Consider the following 21050-nt stretch of genomic DNA (forward strand, 5'->3'; position numbering starts at 1 on the left):
TTGGTTTACCTCAACTTGTTTTAACGTTAGACTGTCTACGTTATTTTATTTTGGGGTGTGTAAAATGAAACTAGTCAGCTGGAATGTGAACGGTATTCGTGCCTGCGCCAAAGGCGGCTTTTTAAAATGGTTTGAAAAAGAAAATGCCGATATCGTCTGTGTGCAGGAGATCAAAGCTTTACCCGAGCAGCTCGAAGATAATTTAAAAAATCCACTGAAGTATCACGCCATCTGGAATCCGGCCGAAAAGCCCGGTTACAGCGGCACTGCGATCTTTTCCAAAAAAGAACCGCTCGAAGTAAAACTGGGTCTTGGTGATCAGGAGTTTGATAACGAGGGCCGGGTGATGATTGTGAAATACCCGAAGTTTACCCTGATTAATTCGTATTTTCCCAATTCGCAGCGCGAACACACACGTCTTGCGTATAAACTGGCATTCTGTAATAAGTTTTTAAAAACCGCTCAAAGCTTACGTAAAAAAGGTGAAAACGTGATTATGTGCGCCGATTGGAATATCGCACATCAGGAAATCGACCTTAAAAATCCTAAGAGCAATAAAAATAACGCAGGCTTTTTACCCGAAGAGCGCGCCTGGATGGATCAGTTTATCAAGACCGGTTATGTCGATGCTTTTAGGCAGTTTGAACCAGGTGGCGATCATTATACCTGGTGGAGTTACCGTCCCGGGGTCAGAGAAAAAAACGTCGGTTGGCGTTTAGATTATTTTATGGCTAACGAAGAGTTTAAAGACCGCTTAAAAAACTCGTATCACCGCAACGAAGTTTATGGGTCTGATCATTGCCCGGTGGTTTTAGAATTAAAAAAATAAAATAAGTTAGTGTACTGCGGATAACACGATTTCAATACAGCAGGCTATGCCTTCGACTTTAAACGGGATAATTAAATGTTTGATCCCGGGGCCGTTGGCGTTAGGCAGGTTTTTTGTGTAGTCAGCTTTAGGGGTGGCCATCTTAAATTCATACCCCATCGGGTTTAGTTTGGCTTTCATGGTGCCGTAGACGATGTTGGTGATTTCTCCGACCCCATCTAAGACCTCATCGTTAAATTCTTTAACCGGTTCTCCCAGCATGCGCGACATAACTTCGACGATGGCTTCTTTGGGAAAATGAATATGCAAATAGCCAGAGTGTTTATCAGATTTTAATTCCATCACGCCGGTGGCATCGGCTGTGGGCGTCCATTCTTTTTCGACCATCGGTTTTTCAAATTCGCAGGTCATCTGCGCCATTTCTGCAAGTGTGTTTTTTACGCCCGACATAAAGGCGTTGATAACATTGGCATCCTGAAACGGATGTTTTGTTTCTTTCTGAGACGTGACCGTAAGTATCGAACCGAATTTGCTCATAGTTATTCCTTTAACGTGCAACTGTTTTCAGAATAACAAAGAACAATAAAAGTTCAGAGAATTTTTTGTGAATGATACAAAAAAACTACACGGCGAGACAGTGAGACAAAGTCATGTGTGTTTAAGTCTAAATAAAAAAGACTTAATTCATGTAAGGCATCATCTCTACGATCCACGGCACATACGGAGCCACGGTCGTATAGACGCCGATATTGTTGCATAGGCCGCTTCCGCGGCTGGTTACTCCGGTCAACATAAGTTTACCGTCGATTTCAATATACGCAGGCCCGCCCGAATCACCACTGCAGGTGCCGTGGCCTTTTGATTCATCTAAGCGAAACTCAGTTTGTTGCACCGAAGAAATTAGCGCGTGTGTTTGGCGTAAGACGCCATCGCCAGACATTTCAACCGCTTCGCAGTCGGTGTTAGCGGCGTCGTAACAAATGATCTCGCCAGCATCGATAGCATCTTGCAGGTGTTTAATTTTTTTCACATTAACCGGCACCAGGTCCACGTTGGCGACACCAAAGCCTGCCACTGTAATATCTACACCTTTTTTTAACGGCTCATCACTGCTTAAAAGTTCAACTGGTTTGTAGCCTTCAGGTAAGCTTCCGGCAAATTTGATAATTGCGATATCGCCAAGATCGACTTCTTGGTTTTCGTTTTCATCCGGTTTGTAGGAAGGGTGCACCAGCGCATCAGTTACGTTTCTTTGGTGAAAATTCACTAACAGCTGATTTTTTGAGCCGATGATGGCATCTAAGTTGTTGTGAAAGATGATCTTCATCTTAGCAGAATTCGGGTTAATACAGTGAGCTGCCGTTAAAACGTGGTTCGGAGAAATTAATGAACCGGTGCAGATGTAGTTTTCTTCGGTATCAAAGATGCCGACGATGCCGTAGCTGATCGAAGCTTTATCAGGCACTAACTCACCGCCGATGATGCCTGCCTGTGGGGTAGCCGCAGTTTGCAGGGTCTGAGGGGCTTTTTGCTCGCAAGCAAAGGTTAACAACATTGAAATAGCGATAAATAATCTGATCACAGCAAAACCCCTCTAAAAACGAAAGAAAAAAATCTTATAAAGACGATCGGGGGTCGGTGCAAGAATTTTTATGGCTATTTTTAATATTTTTTAGCGGTGGTTCGCTTCGCGGGCAATTTTATTGATGTAGTTCACAAAATCGGGGTCTTCGCCTTCAAGTAACTCTGGCAGCACGGCTCTGAAATCAGGTTTTTTGCACCAGAATAAAATATAATCTTCCCACGAGGCCCATAGACGCGCTGTTTGTTTCGACATTTCTTCTTCGTAAACCAAGATGTAGGCGCGCTCAAACAGCGAAATCAGCAAATCAAAAATAATGCGCTTACGTTCAAGCTGCTCATCGGTGAATTTGTCATCCGGTGTGCCGCCCGAGATTAATTTTAAATCGGCATTTTTTAGTAACAACATCGAAAAATCAGCGTACTCATCAGATAGGCGCTGGTAGAGCTCTTCTTCTTCATTTTGGCGTTCTTTGCGCTGGTCTAACCAGTACACAATAATCGCAAACGGCAAACCGATTACGGTAACCACGTAACTTGCGAGCTCCCATAATTCGAGGTTCGATAATATTTCCATCTCGATTATGATTAAACTAAGTCTGGTCTAGGTCAAGGTGTGGGCTATGGACACAAAGGGCCAAAGGGGGGAATAGTTAGTTATGACGATTAAAAAGCGCTATCTGTTATTTTTCGCACTTCTGGCTCTTAGTTATTGGGGGTGGACTTACGTATCTTCGCCCTCTGGTGAACAGAAGGTTAATTTTACCCCGGCTAAGAAAGAGTGTTTTACTGTAACTCATACGCGACAGTGGTCGTACTGCATTTACACTGCCGAGCAGGGTGTAAACGGCGATGTAGCGTATATGCTACACGGCCGAAGCTCGAACGAACACATCTGGAACAAAGACACCTTTTATTCGGCGATGATGCAGAAGTATTACGAAGGTCACGGCATTAAGCCACCAACGGTGGTCACGATCTCGTTTGGCCAGGTCTGGTTAGTGGCGCCCAAAGGTGAAAGTGAAAAAAGCGGGCTCTTAGAAGTTTTTTATAACGATGTGATTCCGACCGTCGAAGCCCGCACCGGAGCACCCAAACGCCGGATGATCTTCGGCGAATCCATGGGGGGCACAAATTCGCTAGTCGTAGCCCTGCATTCAAAGAACTTATTCGCTAAAGCCGGCATTCTGTGCCCGGGTATTTACAAAATTTCGCCATTTGCACCACTTGATCAAGTGCACGAGTTCATTCAACGCACCGGAGCCGATCCAAAGATTATCTATGGCCTTCGCGCTTTAGGGCTAATGCATGCAAGTCATATTGACGAGTGGAAAGCGATGTCACCGGCCGAGCTTGTGGATAGTGTAGATCCAGCGGGGTTACCAGAGTTTTACTTATCAGCGGGGTTATATGACCGCTACGGCAATTACGAGGGGGCCGAGTATTTTTTAGAGCGCGCACGTGCGCGTGGATTTAAGGTTACCTGGCGCCCGGTGTTTGGGGATCACTGTGCGGTCGATGTGGAGTCGATTGCGCGGTTTTTGGTGGAGTAGGGGTAGTCGGTATTTTTAAGTGATTTCAAGAATATCCTCAGTCTAATATGGGGGCACGTTCTAAATTTGGGTTAAAATCAACGGACGGAGCAGTAGGTATTCTTCAGACTTATACCTAAGTTTAGCTAAAACACTAGAGAATGTTTTCTGCTTTAATTATAAAATTCGAACAAATATAATAATAACTAAAATAGTATTTACTGGAGACTTTATAAAAATTATTGAAAATCAGTTAATGTTCCGCGCTGAAAATGGCTGGGAGCCAATACCCAAATGGTGTAGATCATACGAAACTATTGGACAGGCGTTTGGATCATTATCAAAAAACAAACATTTTACTATGGTTCTTTGTGTTCCGAGCAGAGCTATGGTCGCACCATTTTTAGTTGTCGGATTAGTTAGAAATCAGGTGGATAAATCCCCAGACATTTCTGATCGATTTGATTTCTTCGCAAAATTGCCGAAAGGTAGTCCATTAATTTTGAAATTATCAGAAACGTATATTAACGTCACATTGGACGGACTAGTTACTTACGAAAATCAACCGCATATTAGAGTTGTTTATAAAGAAAAGCGAGGCATGGAACCGTGCTTTAAGTTGTTGACCCGTGAAGTAGTGCAAAAGAATGTACATTACAGCGGTGAACTTGAACAACGACGTCAAAATCTAGCGGGGCGAGAAATCATAGTAGGTTCTGCATTTTCCGAAGTTTTCCTAAGTCAAAAAAACTTAATAGAAAAGATTGCAAAAACTGGCTACATTGCTTCAATAATAGGCACAACCGCTGAATTAAAACATGAAATAGCCGATTTAAGTTTGGGAATAAAAGTTAATAGCACTTTTGTTAAAGGAATTATCAATGATTTAATATTTGTAACTAATCTTGGGAATAACCCCAATGTGGGATTAACTAAATTATTTTCTCAAAGTTCCGATGTCAATGAATGGGCTGCGCCCAGAACATGTACAATCATTTTCGATGGCGCGCTAAGCTTTCTAAATCACGCACAGAAATTTGTTGGATATAATAGAATTGCTATTTTGAACAAGGCAGAAGCCAATTTTTCTGAGGCTGTCGTAAGCATCAATCAACAGTTGTTGACTGCATCCGAGTTTACCGATTTTAGCCAATTTGGCGAATTGCCTGCTGGTGTTGAGCTTTGCCTATACGGTGATTTAAATGGATAGCCTGGGATTCGCATCAAAAATTTATGAGAACTTGAGTTGCCTTAGTGTTGAAACGAAATTATTTCATGAAGCAAAAGTATATAAATTTTGTAGCTTATCTTCAGAATTGAAAATCAAATTAAAAGATATGACAGATGATAATTATGTTAATCAGTTTCTCACTCCGCTGTTAAAATATAGATATAATCTTTTAAGTGCACCGCTTTCGCCATCATATTTAGGCGAAAAATCTGAGTTAATATTAAAGCAATTTAGAGCCAATGGAAATCAAGTAGTACAGCGATATCGTGACTGTAGTGATATTATAAACCCGATTCTTTTTTGCCTGGAGGAACTGTTTAGATTAAAAGATAATATGATGTTAGATCATATTATTAAATTTAATCGTCATATTAAATCTGCTATTGTATTTAGAAATTCTGCGAAATCACTTCTGGTAGAAAGTTACTTAGCCAATCAGAATGTAACCAATCTGCAGGTAGTGTCTCCCCATTTTTTTAAAAAATATAATGGGTTTGACAAGATTATCTATGTCGGCTCGCCTCGCTGGTTAGGTGAGAGCCAACATTTGTTAAGTGCACCTAAAGTAGATAAAGTTGATATTTACTGCTATGACTGGCTACCAACGACATTGCCTCCTCAACAAAATTTTTTAAAAAATTCGACTCTTGGAAAAACACAGGTTAAGCTCAAAATAGAAAACTTTGGAATAAGAAAAAATGACCTGTCGCTTCAAGATCAGCATGAAGAGCTAATTGAGTTTGCCGATAATGAACATCTAGGGCATGAGTCAAACCAAACTATTACCTCAGTAAGTGCAAGATTGATATACCTCGCGGACAATTTTTTAGTCCACGTTGATGATAATCCAAATGCAAAGTCATTAATTGTTGCTGATGATTCACATGATGGGTACGTGCATCGAGTTTTAAATAGAAAGATCGAAGTAGGATCTTACTTGATCTTAAGAACAGAGAAAACAGGGGATTATGTAGTTGAGTATGCAAACTCATTAATGGGTGCGCAAGCACTCGACTTACGTTTACTACAAAACTCTTGGAAAGAAGATTTTAAGAATAAAGTAGTAGAGGATGGATTTGCTAAGGCTTGTGCAAAACTGAAATCGTACGGCTGCGATATTGCCGATGAAATAAATATAAAAAATTGGATTAATTCGAGAAGCATTAAGACACAACAAAAGAAACACTTCATTGCAATTCTTAAATATGTAGGCAAGACGCAAGACTTTGATGATTTCTGGAGTAAAATGGAAATTATCGTAGATGCTCATCGGCAAGCAGGACAGCAAATTAGGAAAAAAATAATTGGTATGCTTGATAATGAACGAATAAAAAAATTAGCGAAACTTGGTCGGCTGGATTTAAGTATAGATGAATTGGATGGCGGTATATTGACTATCTTCCGGGTCGAGCGTATCGCTAAAGAAACATTTTTAGTAGCGCCTGAAGTTATTGGCGAGCCTATGAAATTAGGAGATTTGTAAATGGCAAAAATGATTCCACCAGTAATTTCTCCTGAATGTAAAAGTTATGCTGAAATTGAGATTTTCAAAAAATTAAAAGAAGAAGAAATTGCGAGTGACTGGATCGTCCTACACTCCTTAGATTTAACTCACCATACGAAAAGAATTGCCGGCGAAATAGATTTTCTAGTTATTATCCCTAAAAAAGGAATACTTTGTTTAGAAGTGAAAGGGTGTCGTAGCGTTCGTAGAGCGAATGGACTATGGTTTTTTGGAAACAACCATGCTGGTGATCCACGAGGCCCTTTTAAGCAGGTCACTGAAGCTATGCATAGTCTGAGAGAATCCATAGCATTCGATCGGCCAGATTTATCACGCTTGCCGATATTTACTTGTGTAATCTTTCCGTATGTAAATTTTCAAAATAGCCCTACCGAGTGGTTTGATTGGCAATATATCGATCGGTCAAAGTTTAAGGGTGCGCCGTTAAGCCGATTGTTGCTGGGTGTTGTAGATTCTTGGCGAGAGCACTTTTTTAATAACGATACTACTCGAAGATTAATTGGTCCAAATGAGCCTTATTTAGAACAGTGCACAGACCTAGCTACTTATTTGCGAAAAAATTTTGAACTTCACGAAAACGTGCGTGCAACCGTCGAAACGCTCGAAAAGGAATTAGATTATTACACTAAGGAGCAGTTCGATGCTTTGGATATGATTCAATCTAATCCGAGAGTGATATTTAGTGGGCCGGCTGGTACGGGTAAAACATCATTAGCTCTTGAATCTGTTAAGCGGCTCAATTCGAGAAATAAAAGAACATTGCTTTTATGTTTTAATAAAAATTTGGCAGACTGGTTAAAAAGAAAAACTATTCATCTACAGTTTGTTGAAGCTGTATCCATTCATGCACTGATGGGATCTTTTGTAGGCAAAATTAACTCAGATGACAGCGATTTTTGGGAAAATAAATTGCCTATTTTAGCTCAAGAAAAATTTTTAGACACATTCGATCCATCCATGCAGTATGATGCTGTAGTAATTGATGAAGGCCAAGATATTTTAACAAATAATTACTTGGATTTTGTTGATTTACTAATAAAGGGTGGATTCTCAGCTGGCAAGTGGATGATGTTTGGTGACTTTCAATATCAACGAATTTATCCGAGTAAAATTTCTGAAGACGAATTTAGGCAAACTAGATGCCCTTTAGCAACTTCTATGGAATTGACAATTAACTGTCGCAATACCCCGCGAGTCGGTACGTGGGCACAGATTTTTGGAAATTTAAATCCTGGATACACACGCTATCGACGTCCTGATTGTGAAACTGAACCACGACTGAAGTTTTTCAAAAACCATGACGAACAAATGGAAATTCTCTATTCAGAATTAGGTTTTTATATTGAACAAGGCTTTAGGAATAGTGACATTGTGATTCTATCTCCCGGGACAGGGGACACAACTTCGGTCTCCCGAATCGATCTAAAACCTTGGAAGGATAAAATCAGAAAATATTCGAATTCTGATGATGGAAATTACATTCAACACTCAAGTATTTCATCTTTTAAGGGCCTAGAAGCTCCTGTAATTATAGTTACAGACTTAAGTGTGTTAGCTTCAGAAAAGGATCTTCAAAATTTATATCTAGCAGTTTCCAGGTCAACATTGAAAGTTTCTTTGATAATGTCTGAATCTATCAAAACCGAAATGTTGAGTTTTTTAAGTAAAGGTTAGTATGAATATTCATGTAAACAATCGTAGACAAGTAATAATTGACGCACTAACAAAGGAACTTGTTGGGCCAGCCCCCGCAGGTGCAGAAAAAAGTATTGATAAGACAATTTCTTTTGAGAGTAAAGAAGAGGCTTACAAGATTTACTGCCAGGCTGTAACAAAAGACGAAATACTTCAGAGAGTTCGGCCTACACAAAAGTATGGCGTTGGCGTGCTTTACCCGGACGAGTCAAACGAATCTATTTTAATTTCGAAAACCGAAGAGCAGATCAGTTTACCTCAAGAAGCAACTAAAGCAGATGATTTGGCAGTTTCCCCTACCTTTATTAAAGATCTTGAATCTATCAGCAATACTTCTGGCAAAAATTCCTTTGAAAAGGATAGTGATGATTTTGATTTGTCTGGTATAAATAGTTATCGACCGAACTGCATCGGATTAAGTTTTTTAGTCGAATTATTACCGGGCGATATTTTGCAAGTCGCGCTAAATGGCGGAAGATATATGCCAGTAAAGGTGTTGGTTAATGAAAAACCATATGCGACCTGGTGGAAACGACAAAAAGTAAAGCAGGTGTATCGTTTCCCATTTCAAAAAACAATTGTGGGCACTCGTCGAACCAAGCACAGAATACCAGAGATTAAAGATGATAGTTTAAATGTTGAAGGGTTGATACTTTCTGCTGAAGCATATATACGAGCTTATGACGAATCAAAAAATTTGTATTTGATTACGGTATGTATAGTGAATAGAACGAAAGCGAAATCGACTGACGAAAATAGTCTTTTTCAGGCAAAATTTGATGTTAGTGTTTTTCGTGATGAGAGTCTTATAAGTGCCATTGTTCCTTATCCAAAAAACCGAGCTACTGATCCTGATTCCGAAGAACTGTCTCTCCAAATGTTATATCGAAAATCAGAAACCTATGCTGTTGGCCATGGGTGCGCAGCTGATTGGGATAAGTTTTCTGGATCACGGGTAGAAAGTATTTCAGCTAGCCCACTTCCTATTGTAGAGCTCCCAAGTATTACTTCAGATGTAAAGTTAAAAGATGGCACCCTTGTGAAGGTTTCTTTGAAAGCTTTAGCGGGACTAGATCAGAACGATGATGGATCTGCTAGCATTAATTTAATGCTTAAAGCTTACGGTGATTGGATCGAGCGAGAAGAAAAGAAGATTCAAACATTGCCAAAAGAATTACAAACAGTAGCAGTCGAACATCTGCGTTCGTGCAAAACAGCCCTTTCAAGAATGAAAAAAGGGCTAGAATTCTTAAGAAATAGCGAAGAGGCCGCTCTTGCTTTTAAAATTGCGAATCATGCAATGCTGCTTCAGCAAATTAAGTCAGAAACTAAAATAAGAACAGCAAAAATAGATCGAATGAATCTTTCGTTCAATCCAGTTAATTCTAAAGCACTACCAGAAGCATATAAGGGCGATAGGGGCTACTGGCGTGCATTTCAAATCGCTTTTATTTTAATGAGTCTGGAATCCAGCATAAATCCTGAGAGTTCTGATAGAGACACAGTTGAATTAATTTGGTTCCCGACCGGTGGAGGAAAGACTGAAGCATATTTAGGATTGTCGGCATTTGTCGCGGCCTATAGAAGAATTAAGAATCAAGAAGACAGTGGCGTAAACATTTTAATGCGCTACACTTTGCGATTACTGACAGCGCAGCAATTTCAACGTGCTTCGGGATTAATCTGTTCTTTAGAGTTTCTTCGAAAAACTAGTTATAGCTCAGTACTGGGTATAAATCAGTTCTCTATCGGTCTTTGGGTCGGCGCTGATGTAACGCCGAACAAAAATAGAAATGCTCTTGAAAGACTGAAAGATCTCCATAAGAATAATAAGTCCGCGAACCCATTTTTAGTTGATAGATGTCCTTGGTGCAAGGGTCAAATGGGCCCGATAAGTGGTTCTACAAGCTCAGAAAAAGTTATTGGTTACTATAAAGAAAGTTCGACTGTCGCATTTAAATGTGCAGACCCTACTTGTGAGTTTCATACTGGATTACCCATTTATGTAATCGATGAGGAAATTTATCGTGTAAAACCGACTATGATGATCGGCACTGTCGATAAATTTGCTTCGCTAGCTTTTAATCAGTTTGCACGGAGCATATTCGGAATAGGGTTAGACGGCCAGCGAGAATTAGCGCCGCCTTCCTTAATAATTCAAGATGAGTTGCATCTTATATCAGGCCCATTAGGTTCGATGGTTGGGTTGTATGAGGCTTTGATTGAGGAAATGTGTACTGTTCGAAACAATGGCAAAACTATAAAACCCAAAATAGTTAGTTCGACAGCCACTATCCGTCAGTACAAAAAGCAGATTAAATCTCTTTACAATCGGGATGATGTCATGCTTTTTCCCCCTCCTGGCGTTGATATCGAAGATTCGTTTTTTTCTTGTTACGCAAGAGATGAAAATGATGTGCTAAGGCCAGGAAAGATTTATGTAGGAGTATTTGGGCCGGGTTTAAGCTCGATGCAAACAACTCAGGTGCGAACTTTTTCTGCATTACTACAGGCCCCAGTCGAATTAAGTGCACAGGAGCGTGACCCATGGTGGACGTTGCTTATTTTCTTTAATAGCTTGCGTGAATTAGGAACTACTTTGTCTTTACTGCAGTCAGATATACCTGGGTACCTTAGAACTATGGCAAAGAGGTTGAATATAGATTCAGACAAACGAAGATGGTTAAACAAAATTAAAGAATTAACTAGTCGGCTACGGAACGATGAGATCCCACAGGCAATGAATGATCTAGAAGTGGATACAACTAAGTCCAGCGGATACCCAGTGGATGTGTGTCTCGCCTCAAACATTATTGAAGTAGGTATAGATATTGATCGATTATCAATGATGACTGTTGTCGGCCAGCCAAAAACGACTTCGCAATACATTCAAGTAACAGGCCGAGTTGGTCGAAAATGGTGGGAGCGTCCGGGGCTGGTTATTACACTTTATGGTGTGTCTAAACCAAGAGATAGATCACATTTTGAAAAGTTTCGTAGCTATCATGAACGTTTATATGCTCATGTCGAGCCAACAAGCTCAACTCCATTTTCAGCACCTGTATTAGATCGTGCGTTGCATGGCTTAATTGTTTCCTATGTGAGACAGTTTGGAAATACTTCGGAAATATTTAGGCCGAAACCTATGCCGTTTGAATTGATAGCACAAATACGAGAGATATTGATGAAGCGTGTTGAGAATGTTGATCCAGAAGAAAAAGAAAATTTTAGAAAAGTTTTTGATAAGCGAATTGATGAATGGCAACGGCGCAAAAGGGATGCGTGGGAAACAAACAATCCAGAAGAATACCCACTCATCTATCGGGCGGGTAACTACATAAAGGATACTATGCGCAAGTATGTTTGGGCAGTGCCACAATCCCTAAGAAATGTCGACGCAGATTGTGAGGCGTACATTACTCAGCTGTATAATGAAACAGAATCGGAAAATATAGGAGAGAGTATCGATGTCTAACAAAGGACCGATTAGGAGATCACAATTAATTGCCCCTTTTGGTGTTGGAGCAATGGTAGTTTTGAGGGACGGAGTATCTGTAATTGCATGTGGGCTAGATCATTGGTACGAACGCGAAGGTGCGAGTAACACATTTATCGATTATGACGAATTTATAATTCACGAGTGGAGACTGGAGCGTAGTTTAAATGTTTCGGGTTTTAGATTGCCGCCTGATTACCGACGGCCAAAATATAGTGGAGCGAGCACTAACACGGATTTGAAGATTCCATTCCTGAGATTTCCACTTTGGCATTTTTGTCCCGGTTGCCAACTGTTAACTGATCAAATTGTTTCATCAAACAGTGCGCAAAGATTTTTTCGATGTCCTGACTGTGAAAAAGATAAAAAGATAAAATCATTGGTACAAGTACCGTTTATCGCTATTTGTGAAAAAGGGCATATTCAAGATTTCCCTTGGCGTGAATGGGTTCACGGTAAAGTAGATGCTAATTGCTTTAAAAAAATGAAGTTAAAGGGTAATGGTGATGCGGGTCTTGCAGGACAAATTGTGGAATGCGACTGTGGTAAGACAAGGAATCTGTCTGCTATTACAGAGAGCTCAAGTGACGGCTCCACAATATTAACCTCAAATTTGGACTCGACGAAGCCATATCTTTGCAGCGGCTCACGTCCGTGGCATGGTGACAATTGCCATGAATCGTGTGGTCTTCCAATCAAGGGAAGTTTGAGAAGCGCATCTAATGTCTATTATGCTGAAACTAGAAGTGCGATTTATATCCCGCGTGCTCAGCCTGAGACTGTAAATGAAATTTGTGAGATTCTAGGTAAACCACCCTATGTGTCGTTGATTTCGATGGCGCAAGAACTTGGCGGGCAAGTTAGTGTTGAAAGGCTTCGAAAAACTAATGCCGAGGGGCTGCATGATTATAGTGATGGTGATATCGAGCTAGCATTGAAGATTCGGACTGGTCAAATTAATCTAGAAAATTTAAACGAAATTGTAGAAGGTGACTTGCCAGAAACGGCTTTTCGAAGAGCAGAGTTTAATGTACTGAGATCGGACCGAGATGAGAGTAATTTAAAAGTCCAACAGGTAGATTGTGCAAAATACAGAGGTGATTTTGCAAAATGGTTTTCCAATGTCACATTAGTTAATAAACTGAAAGAGACCCGTGTTCTGATCGGTTTTTCGAGAATTAGGAACGAAATTCCGCGAACGACTCAGGATTTAATTGGCTTATTATGGAAATCGCCGCCAGAAAAGAACAATATTTGGTTGCCGGCATATGAAGTTTTTGGTGAAGGGATATTTTTTGAGCTTAACCATGAAAGATTAGCTAAGTGGGAGAACTCACCAAATGTCATAGCAAGACTCAGAAAATTAATTTCTAATAATGAAGAATTTAGAAAAAAAAGAGGTCTTGCAGCGAAGGACCTTTCACCGAGATTTGTCCTTTTGCACACATTAGCACATTTGTTAATTAATCGTATTACGTTTGAATGTGGTTATAGTACTGCTTCCTTAAAAGAACGAATTTATGAGTCCACTAATCCCGTTAAGCCGATGGCTGGAATATTAATTTATACGGCAGCCGGCGATTCGGAAGGAACGATGGGTGGATTAGTTAGAATGGGTAAACCAGGTTACCTGGAAAATCTAATAGCTAAAGTTATAGATGAGGCGAAATGGTGTTCCGCTGATCCTGTTTGCATGGAAATTGCCGATTCGATCGGCCAAGGTCCGGACTCCTGTAACTTGGCTGCTTGTCACAATTGTGCGCTTATCCCAGAAACAGCATGTGATCACTTTAACAAGTACTTGGATAGGGGGGCGTTGATTGGGAGCTTGGAAGATGAGGAAATTGGCTATTTTTGTTAGTAGCTGTAAGTAATTTCGTCCTGTTTTACAGTGCCAGATGGTATTCGTGTTGCTAAAAGAATAGATCAATCTATTAGTCTATTTGGGGGGGCGCTCAACAATCGAGCATTAGGCAATTCTTTTCTTCGACCGGTAAATATATACTTGTCTCCCTAATTGAAAATGCTACCATAATTGCAGAACATTATGGAAATTACAGCTTTGAAAAATTTAAATAGTCATGAACGCGCACGTAAACAACTTGAACGTTTAAGATGGCATAAGGGTGTCACTTGTCCAAAGTGCGAATTAAAATTTAAGATTCAAAAAAGAAAAAATGATGGTTGTTTTAGATGTTTAAATTGTAAGTTTGATTTTACCGTTAAAACGGGATCGATTTTGGAGAATTCAAAAGTCCCACTACATAAATGGTTAACGGCTTTGGCAATGGCGAAAGAAAATCGGTTGTCGTCAATTGGTTTGTCCGAACAAATTGGAGTAACCCAAAAGACTGCCTGGCTAATGGTTACTAAAATTAAGAAGCTTAAAAGCAATAAAGGCGGCAACGACTTTTTATTAAAGATTTTTAGTGATATCAAAGCAAAAAGTACCGTGGCTCATTTAGATTTTTTTGAGAACAAAACCGAGGGCGTTTACAAAGAAAAAATTAATAAAAGAGATAAAAATTGCGACTGGAAAAATAATGAGCCGGTTATTTTTTCGTTTTTTGCGGGCGCGGGTTTTTTGGATCTAGGCTTTGAAAAAGCTGGCTTCGAAGTAGGGTTTGTAAATGAATATCATGAGCCTTTTATGAGTGCTTATAAGTATTCTAGAAAGTCTATGAAGCTTTCGGAACCACGCTTTGGTTACTACAGTGGAGACATCGCAGATTTTACATTCGGATCTAAAAAGAAAAATATTGGTAAAATGGTCAGAGAAGTAAAGAATAACAAGAGATTGGTAGGATTTATTGGCGGACCTCCATGCCCTGATTTCTCGATTGGTGGTAAAAATAAAGGTCAGCACGGTGAAAACGGCAAACTTTCAAAAATTTATGTCGATTTGATTTGTAGTCAAAAACCTGATTTTTTTGTTTTTGAAAATGTAAAAGGGTTGTATCGTACTTCAAAACACAGAGCTTTCTTTGATCAGCTAAAAACGCAGTTGCGCGAAGCAGGTTATGAGTGTGCTGAGAAATTGATCAACTCGCTAGAGTATGGTGCGCCTCAGGACAGAGAGAGAATTATTCTTTTCGGCATTCGCAAGAAAAGCATAAAGCAGTCAATTGAGATGTTTGATTGGAAGTCTTATGCTTCCCATCCTGAAAAGTCTTCTATGGAAGTTAAGTGGCCAGAAAAAGACGCAGTAAAAAAAGTTCGCAATATGCCAAACGGTATTATTCCAGAGTTAACCGTCCAATATTGGTTTGATAAGAATAAAGTTGAAAGCCATCCTAATGCGAAGGATCAATTCACACCGCGCGCAGGTTTGGCGAAATTTAAAACTGTGCTCGAGGGTGATGACAGTAAAAAATCTTACAAACGACTTCATCGTTGGAGATATTCGCCAACTGCAGCTTACGGAAACAATGAAGTTCACATTCATCCGTATTTACCAAGAAGAATTTCAGTAGCTGAAGCATTAGCTATTCAATCTTTACCTAAGGAGTTTGTCTTACCAGCTGAGATGTCATTAAGTAATATGTTTAAGACAGTTGGTAATGGCGTGCCTTTTGTCGCTGCTAATGCTCTTGCTCTTTCTATTCGTGATTTTCTTAGTTCAGGTTTAAGATAGCGTTTAATTACCTTTAATTTTCCGCGAAATTTTAGCGTCAATTCTTCGCGAAATTTTTATTGGATTTTTTTGAATTTCGGAAGCCCAATATCGCAATACGGTCCAACCTAGTTGCTGAAGTAATTTAGTATTTTTTTTGTCGCGTGCAATATTCATTTCAATTTTATTTGTCCAATATTCGTTTCTAACTTTGAATACGCCATTCCGTTTTTTTCTTTTCCAATCTTTTCCGTGCCAAAAATCGCCATCACAAAATACTAATATTTTAGCTTTTGCAAACACAATGTCAGGCGCACCTGGAATATCTTTTCGATGCAATCTATATCTCAGGCCCAGCAGAGTTAACTGCTTTCTCAAAAGTAGTTCGGGCTTTGTATTTTTGCTTCGAATTGCGGACATATTTGCGCTTCGTTTTTTAGATACTCGCCCGATGAGGCCTTTGCGTGCCATTTTAATATACTCCGTTTAATTAGAGCGCGTCTCTTTATTATAGAAAGTTTTTTGTAGATCCCCAATAGCTTATTACGACATGTATAGTTAATCTGCCGTAAAATTTAGAAGGCAATGAATTATACTTCTGCGTTGTTTGTTCAGCCCGATAAAAGTCCTGGAACATCATAAGTTATATCAATAAATAACTGTTGATATGCTTGCCACTAGTACCCGGTTTAGTTAAATTTGAATTATTAGGGGATACGATGGCCAAAAAAAGCACTATTGATTTAACAGCATTCAAAAGAACACCTCAGGAAAAGAAATTTGAAGAAATATCAGTAGCGCAGCTATTTTTGGATCCCCACAATCCGAGGTTGGCGGAAAATCCGAATTCAGGGACACAAGCTGCCATCCAAAAAATAATGGAAAAGGAATTTGATTTAGAACCAATTTCAGATTCGCTCTATAAAAACGGCTTTTTTTGGGAAGAACCGTTATTAGCAGTTAAAGAAGCAATAGCTGAAAAAGGTAAAACGCCGGTGTATGTAGTGATTGAGGGTAATCGAAGATTGGCAGCTCTCAAGCATATCCAAGGAAATCCAACTTTATTTTCAGACAGTAAAGCTAGAAAAAGGCTTGAGCAGGTGCCAGTTATTGTCCGATCTAATCGTCAGGAAACCTTATCGTTTGTGGGATTTAGGCATATTACTGGTGTGAAAGGTTGGGAGTCAGCTGCAATGGCGCAGTACGCCCTTAGCGTAGTAAAAGGCGGCAATACAATTGCTGAGGTCGCGCAGGCCATTGGTGATAAAACAAAAAAAATTGAGCGTTTAATTAGAACGCAGTCGATTATAGAAAAAGCGCAAGAACTAGAATTGACTCCTGAAGATGCGTCAAAGAAATTTTACTTTTCGTATTTACTTACAGCAACAGACGCAATTGCAACTAAAGAGTGGTTGGGATTGGCAACTGATAAAAAAAAAGGCACTGTAACGAAAATTAACACTAAAAACTTGAAGCTACTTTGGTCATGGTTGTACGGCAGTAAGAAGCAGCAGTCGACTTCAGTTCTGTCGGAGTCGCGTCAGCTATCAAAGTTATCCCTGGTAATTGCTAATAAATCTGCAGTAACTGAATTAGAAAAAACTCGAAATTTAGAGAGAGCGTTTTCTCAAACCAAATCTAGAGAAGAATATGTAGCGGATGTTCTATCAGAAGTTAGAAATCAACTTCAAGATCTTTATTCGTCAGTCTATATAGATGGAAAATTGTCTAATTCAAAAGATTCGGCAAAATTTTTAAAAAGCAGTCGTGAGGATATTAGAAAAGTTAAGACTACAATTGAAAAAATAGAGAACGAATTGTTGTAAGTATGAGTGTTATTCGTTCAGCAAGATTATGTGATTCAATCGAGATTGCTTGCATTCAGCTAAAGAAGAAATTATCGAACACTGATATTTTTAAAGAAATCAAAATAAGCAATCCAGATTGTGACGATGAAGAGTTGTCATTACAAATATCTGAAGCCTTTCAACTTGCAAAAACCAGATCAATTTGTGCAGGGGCGCTTTATCCATTTGAAATTACGAATTTAACTATCGAGTTAAAAAATGACCTATCGGTATTAAATCCATATCTTTTTCAAATGTTGGGTGTAGCAATCAAAAATCTCGATTTGGCGAAAGCAAAAACACACACAAAAAATTTTCAGAAATATTTTGAAGATCTGGTTTCCTGGGCATTCTCGCGATCTATTCATAGTACGGCAATATTGAGTATGCCGAGACAGGAAAGAGGTTTTCCGACTTCGCTAAAAGCTACTTTAGGTAGGATTGCAAACAGGGATGGTCTGAAGACTAAGTTTTTAAAACATAAAGTGCTGAGTACTGATAAAGATCTTGGTGTGGATATACTTTTATTCAATCAAATGGCATCAGACGGTCGCAGCGGAAAACCACTTTTTTTAGTTCAATGCGCAACTGGTCCGTATACCCAGTTACAAACTAAGTTAACTGAAAATCCTAATAACTTTCATAGTGTTTGGGAAGGCGGCTTTTACTCCGGCTGTTCTATTCGCTGTATTGCTACCCCTGATGATTTATTGCCCTTGCCTGACCTTCAGTGGGAGAGATTAAGTAAAGACGGCTGGGTATTAGACCGTACACGAATTTCAAAAATATTCTCTGAGAATGACGGGAATGTTCCGTCGAACCTCGTTAATTTAAATAAACATTGGAATGATACTTTGAAGTTGGTCGCAAAGCTTGATTGGCAAAACTACTGGAGCAGAGTTCGATAATATCTCTAATTACGTTAGAGCCAGTAGATAGCTTTTTTAGTAGGGTTCGCCTTTTGTTATCTACTCAGACTCGTTGTCATAACCAGGATCGGCAGAATCGACAGCCTCATCTCCACCATCCCAAGGCTTCTTCCCAACCCAACCCTCAGGTCGTCCGCCAAACGTCGAATAATACAAATCCTCAACATCCAAGCGCGCCCATTCGGTCTTCTTCAAAAAAATCAAACTCGACTTCAAACTCGGATTCTCATTAAAACACCGAATAAAAATTCTCTGGCCCAGTTCAGACCAGCCATACTCTTCAACAAGAGCACGAACCATCATCTCCAAAGTAATACCTTTGGGCGGATATTTATTGTTACGCGGCGGTGGAAGTTTACGGTCTGACATTTAAATATTTGTTTCAAAAAAAGAAAAAAATTGGATGGGGTAGGAGGACTTGAACCTCCGAATGGTAGAATCAAAATCTACTGCCTTACCAACTTGGCGATACCCCAACTGAGTCGAATGACGTGAAACCCAAGTTAATGAATTTTGGTGGTTAGCGCAAGAAAAAATAAAGCCCAAACTTACTATAATAAGTTTGGGCCGGATGGTTTGATGGGGTTAGAAGAAAGTTTGTTGAGCAGGGTCTTTCTTTTTACTTGCGTTGATCTTAGCTGCTATATTTCTAACCACTTTTTCGTACTGAAATCTCCCCCTATTGCATACCTATCGGGCGACTTTAGAAATCCAAGGTTTCCCTTGTAAGTCTGACGACAGAGGTACTGTCGCTTAATCGTCGCCTTGATAGGTCTGCGGAGCCTTCTGTCGTTTTAAAGTCGTCAGAGTTTCTCCCATCGAACGTAGCTCATTTTCATAAGCCTCAAAGACTAAATTTTCAATTGTTTCTCGCGTTTCTTGATTTAACGGATGCGCTATATCACGAAACTGGCCATCTTTACGCTTTTTGCTGGGCATGGCCACAAAAAGCCCACCGGGGCCCTGGATAACCTTTAGATCACGGACGACGAAACAATTTTCGATCGTGATCGTTACGTATGCCTTTAATCGATCCTCGTTAACAGGAAAGATCTTTACTTCGGTGATTTTCATGGTGGCCTCTCTTAAGTCGTACCTTTGTGTAACATGACTTGATGTATAATACCTACGTCTAGTATCGGGACCATGGTCGTGCGGCTTTAGGGGAAAATAACGCGGTTAAGTAAAATTTTTATAGAATTTGTTTAGCTGTTTAGAGATGAGACATTCCCCGGGGGCCCGGGGAACATAATTTTTGGTAAAGCGAGCTTATTTTAGATCAAAAGTGATTGCCGTGATGCCGCGGCCTCTGGCAACGCGGATCGTGTTGGTGCCTTTTTTGATGGCCTTGATGGCTTGATCGGCACTGGTCGGTTCGACTTTGTTGATGGCTAAAACCACATCGCCAACGCGAAGGCCGATGGTGCTGGCGATCGAACCGCGCTCAACCCAGGTGATGATCGGGTATTTGACCGAAGGTTCGATATTGTAGTCATTGCGAAGGGCGTCGGTCATATCCGAAATTTTAATGCCTAAGTTAAACGGGGTATTGGTGTTGACCGAAGGCTGGGCCGCTTCGTCATCGTCTTTTTTGAATTTTTTAATCAGCGATGACAGCGATTTTTCGCCCGGGCGCTCAGCGACCGTGACATCAATTTCCAGAGTTTTTTCGTTACGTAAAATTTTAAATTTGGCTTTTTTGCCCGGATCAATATCGGCAACGGTGTTTACCAAATCCTGCGCGTCGCGGATTTTTTTGCCGTTAATTTCGGTGATCACATCATACACCTTGATACCGGCTTTTTTGGCCGGGCCATCGCCTAAGCCTAACACCGCAGCTCCGCGGTATTCATCTAGGCCCATGGCCATCGCGGCACGGTAATCTAAATCGCCCGGCGCAATACCGATGTAACCTCTTTGTAATTTACCTTCTTTTTCAAGGGTCGGAATAATTCTTTTAACTTCATCAATCGGAATCGCAAAACCGATCCCTTGCGCCCGCGCATCGATGGCTGAGTTTACCCCAATCACCAAACCTTTAGAGTTAACCAGTGGACCGCCAGAGTTACCCGGGTTGATCGAAGCATCAGTCTGAATTAAAGGAAATTTATTGATCTCGTTAATCGATCTGCCTTTTGATGAGATAATCCCCTTGGTCATGGTATGACCGTGGCCGTACGGGTTACCAAACGCGGCCACCCATTCGCCGACTTGCGCATCTTCAGATGTGCCCATGGCCGCCACTGTCAGTTTGATGTCAGGTTTAATTTTGATCAGCGCGATATCGGTTCTAGAGTCTCTTCCGATAATTTCGGCCTTATAGGTTTTACTGTCGTTTTCGGAAAGCTGCACTTCGATGATGTCGGCATTTTCGATCACGTGATTGTTGGTTACAATTAAACCGTCTTCACGGATGATAAAGCCTGTGCCTAAGCCCATGCGCTGCGGCTTTCCTGGCTGCTGTTGCGGCTGCATCGGCATACCATAGAACTGCTCTAACATTTCGAGCATCGGGTCGCGGTACATTCTTCCGCGCGGGATCACCGAAGTTGAGATATTGACCACTGACGGGTTAATGGCTTTAGCCAATTCAACAAATAAATTAGCCGGTAAAGGCTCGCCAAGTTTTAGGGCCGGTGGTGTTTTTTGAAAGCTCTGGGCCGTGACACTGTTGTTTTGAAAAAATACTAGCGCGGTGGTTGCGATGGCTAGTGCTACGATAGTTAGTCGTTTCATGACATTATCCTCTCTGGATGGGAGCGTCGTTTGTAC

Annotated in this window: 17 protein-coding genes and 1 tRNA gene; 10 read left to right on the top strand and 8 right to left on the bottom strand. The window is 40.3% G+C overall.

All coding sequences use genetic code 11. From position 1 onward, the window contains the following. The first annotated feature begins 64 nt into the window (after positions 1-64). A complete protein-coding gene (locus tag AC04MM_RS01580) occupies positions 65-829 on the top strand; it encodes an exodeoxyribonuclease III (protein ID WP_475378557.1) in 765 nt (254 codons plus the stop codon). Positions 830-835: 6 nt separating this feature from the next. On the opposite strand, the gene AC04MM_RS01585 is transcribed toward AC04MM_RS01580, so the two are convergent. The 3 genes from AC04MM_RS01585 to AC04MM_RS01595 all read right to left on the bottom strand — a co-directional run bounded on the left by AC04MM_RS01585 (position 836) and on the right by AC04MM_RS01595 (position 2987). Next, complete coding sequence (locus AC04MM_RS01585) at positions 836-1366, bottom strand: chemotaxis protein CheX (protein WP_475378558.1); 531 nt, start codon at positions 1364-1366, stop codon at positions 836-838. 142 nt (positions 1367-1508) lie between these two features. Then, the gene (locus AC04MM_RS01590) at positions 1509-2411 is read right to left on the bottom strand and encodes a S1 family peptidase (protein WP_475378559.1); all 903 of its coding nucleotides are present in this window, start codon (positions 2409-2411) and stop codon (positions 1509-1511) included. Between the two features lie 90 nt (positions 2412-2501). After that, positions 2502-2987, bottom strand: a complete 486-nt coding sequence (locus AC04MM_RS01595; protein WP_475378560.1) for a hypothetical protein — start codon at positions 2985-2987, stop codon at positions 2502-2504. An 82-nt stretch (positions 2988-3069) separates the two neighbouring features. On the opposite strand from AC04MM_RS01595, the gene AC04MM_RS01600 reads away from it, so the two are divergent. From AC04MM_RS01600 to AC04MM_RS01630, 7 genes are all read left to right on the top strand, one after another. Then, on the top strand, positions 3070-3963 hold the full coding sequence (locus tag AC04MM_RS01600) for an alpha/beta hydrolase-fold protein (protein WP_475378561.1): 894 nt from the start codon (positions 3070-3072) through the stop codon (positions 3961-3963). Positions 3964-4198: 235 nt separating this feature from the next. Beyond that, complete coding sequence (locus AC04MM_RS01605; protein ID WP_475378562.1) at positions 4199-5152, top strand: hypothetical protein; 954 nt, start codon at positions 4199-4201, stop codon at positions 5150-5152. Next, positions 5145-6656 carry a hypothetical protein gene (locus tag AC04MM_RS01610; protein WP_475378563.1) on the top strand — a complete coding sequence of 504 codons (1512 nt, stop codon included), beginning with the start codon at positions 5145-5147 and terminating at the stop codon, positions 6654-6656. The genes AC04MM_RS01605 and AC04MM_RS01610 overlap by 8 nt, the downstream gene beginning before the upstream one ends. Next, positions 6657-8372 carry a nuclease-related domain-containing DEAD/DEAH box helicase gene (locus tag AC04MM_RS01615; RefSeq protein WP_475378564.1) on the top strand — a complete coding sequence of 572 codons (1716 nt, stop codon included), beginning with the start codon at positions 6657-6659 and terminating at the stop codon, positions 8370-8372. Position 8373: 1 nt separating this feature from the next. Continuing rightward, the gene (locus AC04MM_RS01620; protein ID WP_475378565.1) at positions 8374-11868 is read left to right on the top strand and encodes a helicase-related protein; all 3495 of its coding nucleotides are present in this window, start codon (positions 8374-8376) and stop codon (positions 11866-11868) included. Beyond that, positions 11861-13750 (top strand): DrmB family protein, encoded by a 1890-nt coding sequence (drmB, locus tag AC04MM_RS01625; protein ID WP_475378566.1) that lies wholly within the window; start codon positions 11861-11863, stop codon positions 13748-13750. Before AC04MM_RS01620 ends, drmB begins: the two co-directional genes overlap by 8 nt. A 645-nt stretch (positions 13751-14395) precedes the next feature. Next, a complete protein-coding gene (locus AC04MM_RS01630; protein WP_475379029.1) occupies positions 14396-15523 on the top strand; it encodes a DNA cytosine methyltransferase in 1128 nt (375 codons plus the stop codon). Positions 15524-15526: 3 nt separating this feature from the next. Here the strand turns inward: AC04MM_RS01630 and AC04MM_RS01635 are convergent, their stop codons facing one another. After that, positions 15527-15973, bottom strand: a complete 447-nt coding sequence (locus tag AC04MM_RS01635; protein WP_475378567.1) for a very short patch repair endonuclease — start codon at positions 15971-15973, stop codon at positions 15527-15529. Between the two features lie 248 nt (positions 15974-16221). Here AC04MM_RS01635 and AC04MM_RS01640 point away from each other — a divergent pair, with 248 nt between their 5' ends. Then, positions 16222-17328 (top strand): hypothetical protein, encoded by a 1107-nt coding sequence (locus AC04MM_RS01640; RefSeq protein ID WP_475378568.1) that lies wholly within the window; start codon positions 16222-16224, stop codon positions 17326-17328. 2 nt (positions 17329-17330) lie between these two features. After that, the gene (locus AC04MM_RS01645; protein ID WP_475378569.1) at positions 17331-18257 is read left to right on the top strand and encodes a hypothetical protein; all 927 of its coding nucleotides are present in this window, start codon (positions 17331-17333) and stop codon (positions 18255-18257) included. A gap of 60 nt (positions 18258-18317) precedes the next feature. Here AC04MM_RS01645 and AC04MM_RS01650 read toward each other — a convergent pair whose 3' ends face one another. From AC04MM_RS01650 to AC04MM_RS01665, 4 genes are all read right to left on the bottom strand, one after another. Continuing rightward, positions 18318-18647 (bottom strand): VF530 family DNA-binding protein, encoded by a 330-nt coding sequence (locus tag AC04MM_RS01650; RefSeq protein ID WP_475378570.1) that lies wholly within the window; start codon positions 18645-18647, stop codon positions 18318-18320. 31 nt (positions 18648-18678) lie between these two features. Next, positions 18679-18754 (bottom strand) — tRNA-Gln (locus AC04MM_RS01655). Between the two features lie 277 nt (positions 18755-19031). Beyond that, on the bottom strand, positions 19032-19352 hold the full coding sequence (gene spoVG, locus AC04MM_RS01660) for a septation regulator SpoVG (RefSeq protein ID WP_409477805.1): 321 nt from the start codon (positions 19350-19352) through the stop codon (positions 19032-19034). 195 nt (positions 19353-19547) lie between these two features. Next, positions 19548-21014 (bottom strand): trypsin-like peptidase domain-containing protein, encoded by a 1467-nt coding sequence (locus tag AC04MM_RS01665; protein WP_475378571.1) that lies wholly within the window; start codon positions 21012-21014, stop codon positions 19548-19550. Between the last annotated feature and the right edge of the window lie 36 nt (positions 21015-21050).

This window comes from Bdellovibrio sp. SBM16 (genome assembly GCF_056175625.1).

Excerpts from the sequence above, each read along its gene's own strand:
- AC04MM_RS01635 (WP_475378567.1), bottom strand. The coding sequence starts at position 15,973 with ATGGCACGCAAAGGCCTCATCGGGCGAGTATCTAAAAAACGAAGCGCA.
- AC04MM_RS01600 (WP_475378561.1), top strand. The coding sequence starts at position 3,070 with ATGACGATTAAAAAGCGCTATCTGTTATTTTTCGCACTTCTGGCTCTT.
- AC04MM_RS01580 (WP_475378557.1), top strand. The coding sequence starts at position 65 with ATGAAACTAGTCAGCTGGAATGTGAACGGTATTCGTGCCTGCGCCAAA.
- AC04MM_RS01615 (WP_475378564.1), top strand. The coding sequence starts at position 6,657 with ATGGCAAAAATGATTCCACCAGTAATTTCTCCTGAATGTAAAAGTTAT.
- AC04MM_RS01595 (WP_475378560.1), bottom strand. The coding sequence starts at position 2,987 with ATGGAAATATTATCGAACCTCGAATTATGGGAGCTCGCAAGTTACGTG.
- AC04MM_RS01605 (WP_475378562.1), top strand. The coding sequence starts at position 4,199 with ATGTTCCGCGCTGAAAATGGCTGGGAGCCAATACCCAAATGGTGTAGA.
- AC04MM_RS01665 (WP_475378571.1), bottom strand. The coding sequence starts at position 21,014 with ATGAAACGACTAACTATCGTAGCACTAGCCATCGCAACCACCGCGCTA.
- AC04MM_RS01585 (WP_475378558.1), bottom strand. The coding sequence starts at position 1,366 with ATGAGCAAATTCGGTTCGATACTTACGGTCACGTCTCAGAAAGAAACA.
- AC04MM_RS01650 (WP_475378570.1), bottom strand. The coding sequence starts at position 18,647 with ATGTCAGACCGTAAACTTCCACCGCCGCGTAACAATAAATATCCGCCC.
- spoVG (WP_409477805.1), bottom strand. The coding sequence starts at position 19,352 with ATGAAAATCACCGAAGTAAAGATCTTTCCTGTTAACGAGGATCGATTA.
- AC04MM_RS01640 (WP_475378568.1), top strand. The coding sequence starts at position 16,222 with ATGGCCAAAAAAAGCACTATTGATTTAACAGCATTCAAAAGAACACCT.
- drmB (WP_475378566.1), top strand. The coding sequence starts at position 11,861 with ATGTCTAACAAAGGACCGATTAGGAGATCACAATTAATTGCCCCTTTT.
- AC04MM_RS01620 (WP_475378565.1), top strand. The coding sequence starts at position 8,374 with ATGAATATTCATGTAAACAATCGTAGACAAGTAATAATTGACGCACTA.
- AC04MM_RS01610 (WP_475378563.1), top strand. The coding sequence starts at position 5,145 with ATGGATAGCCTGGGATTCGCATCAAAAATTTATGAGAACTTGAGTTGC.
- AC04MM_RS01645 (WP_475378569.1), top strand. The coding sequence starts at position 17,331 with ATGAGTGTTATTCGTTCAGCAAGATTATGTGATTCAATCGAGATTGCT.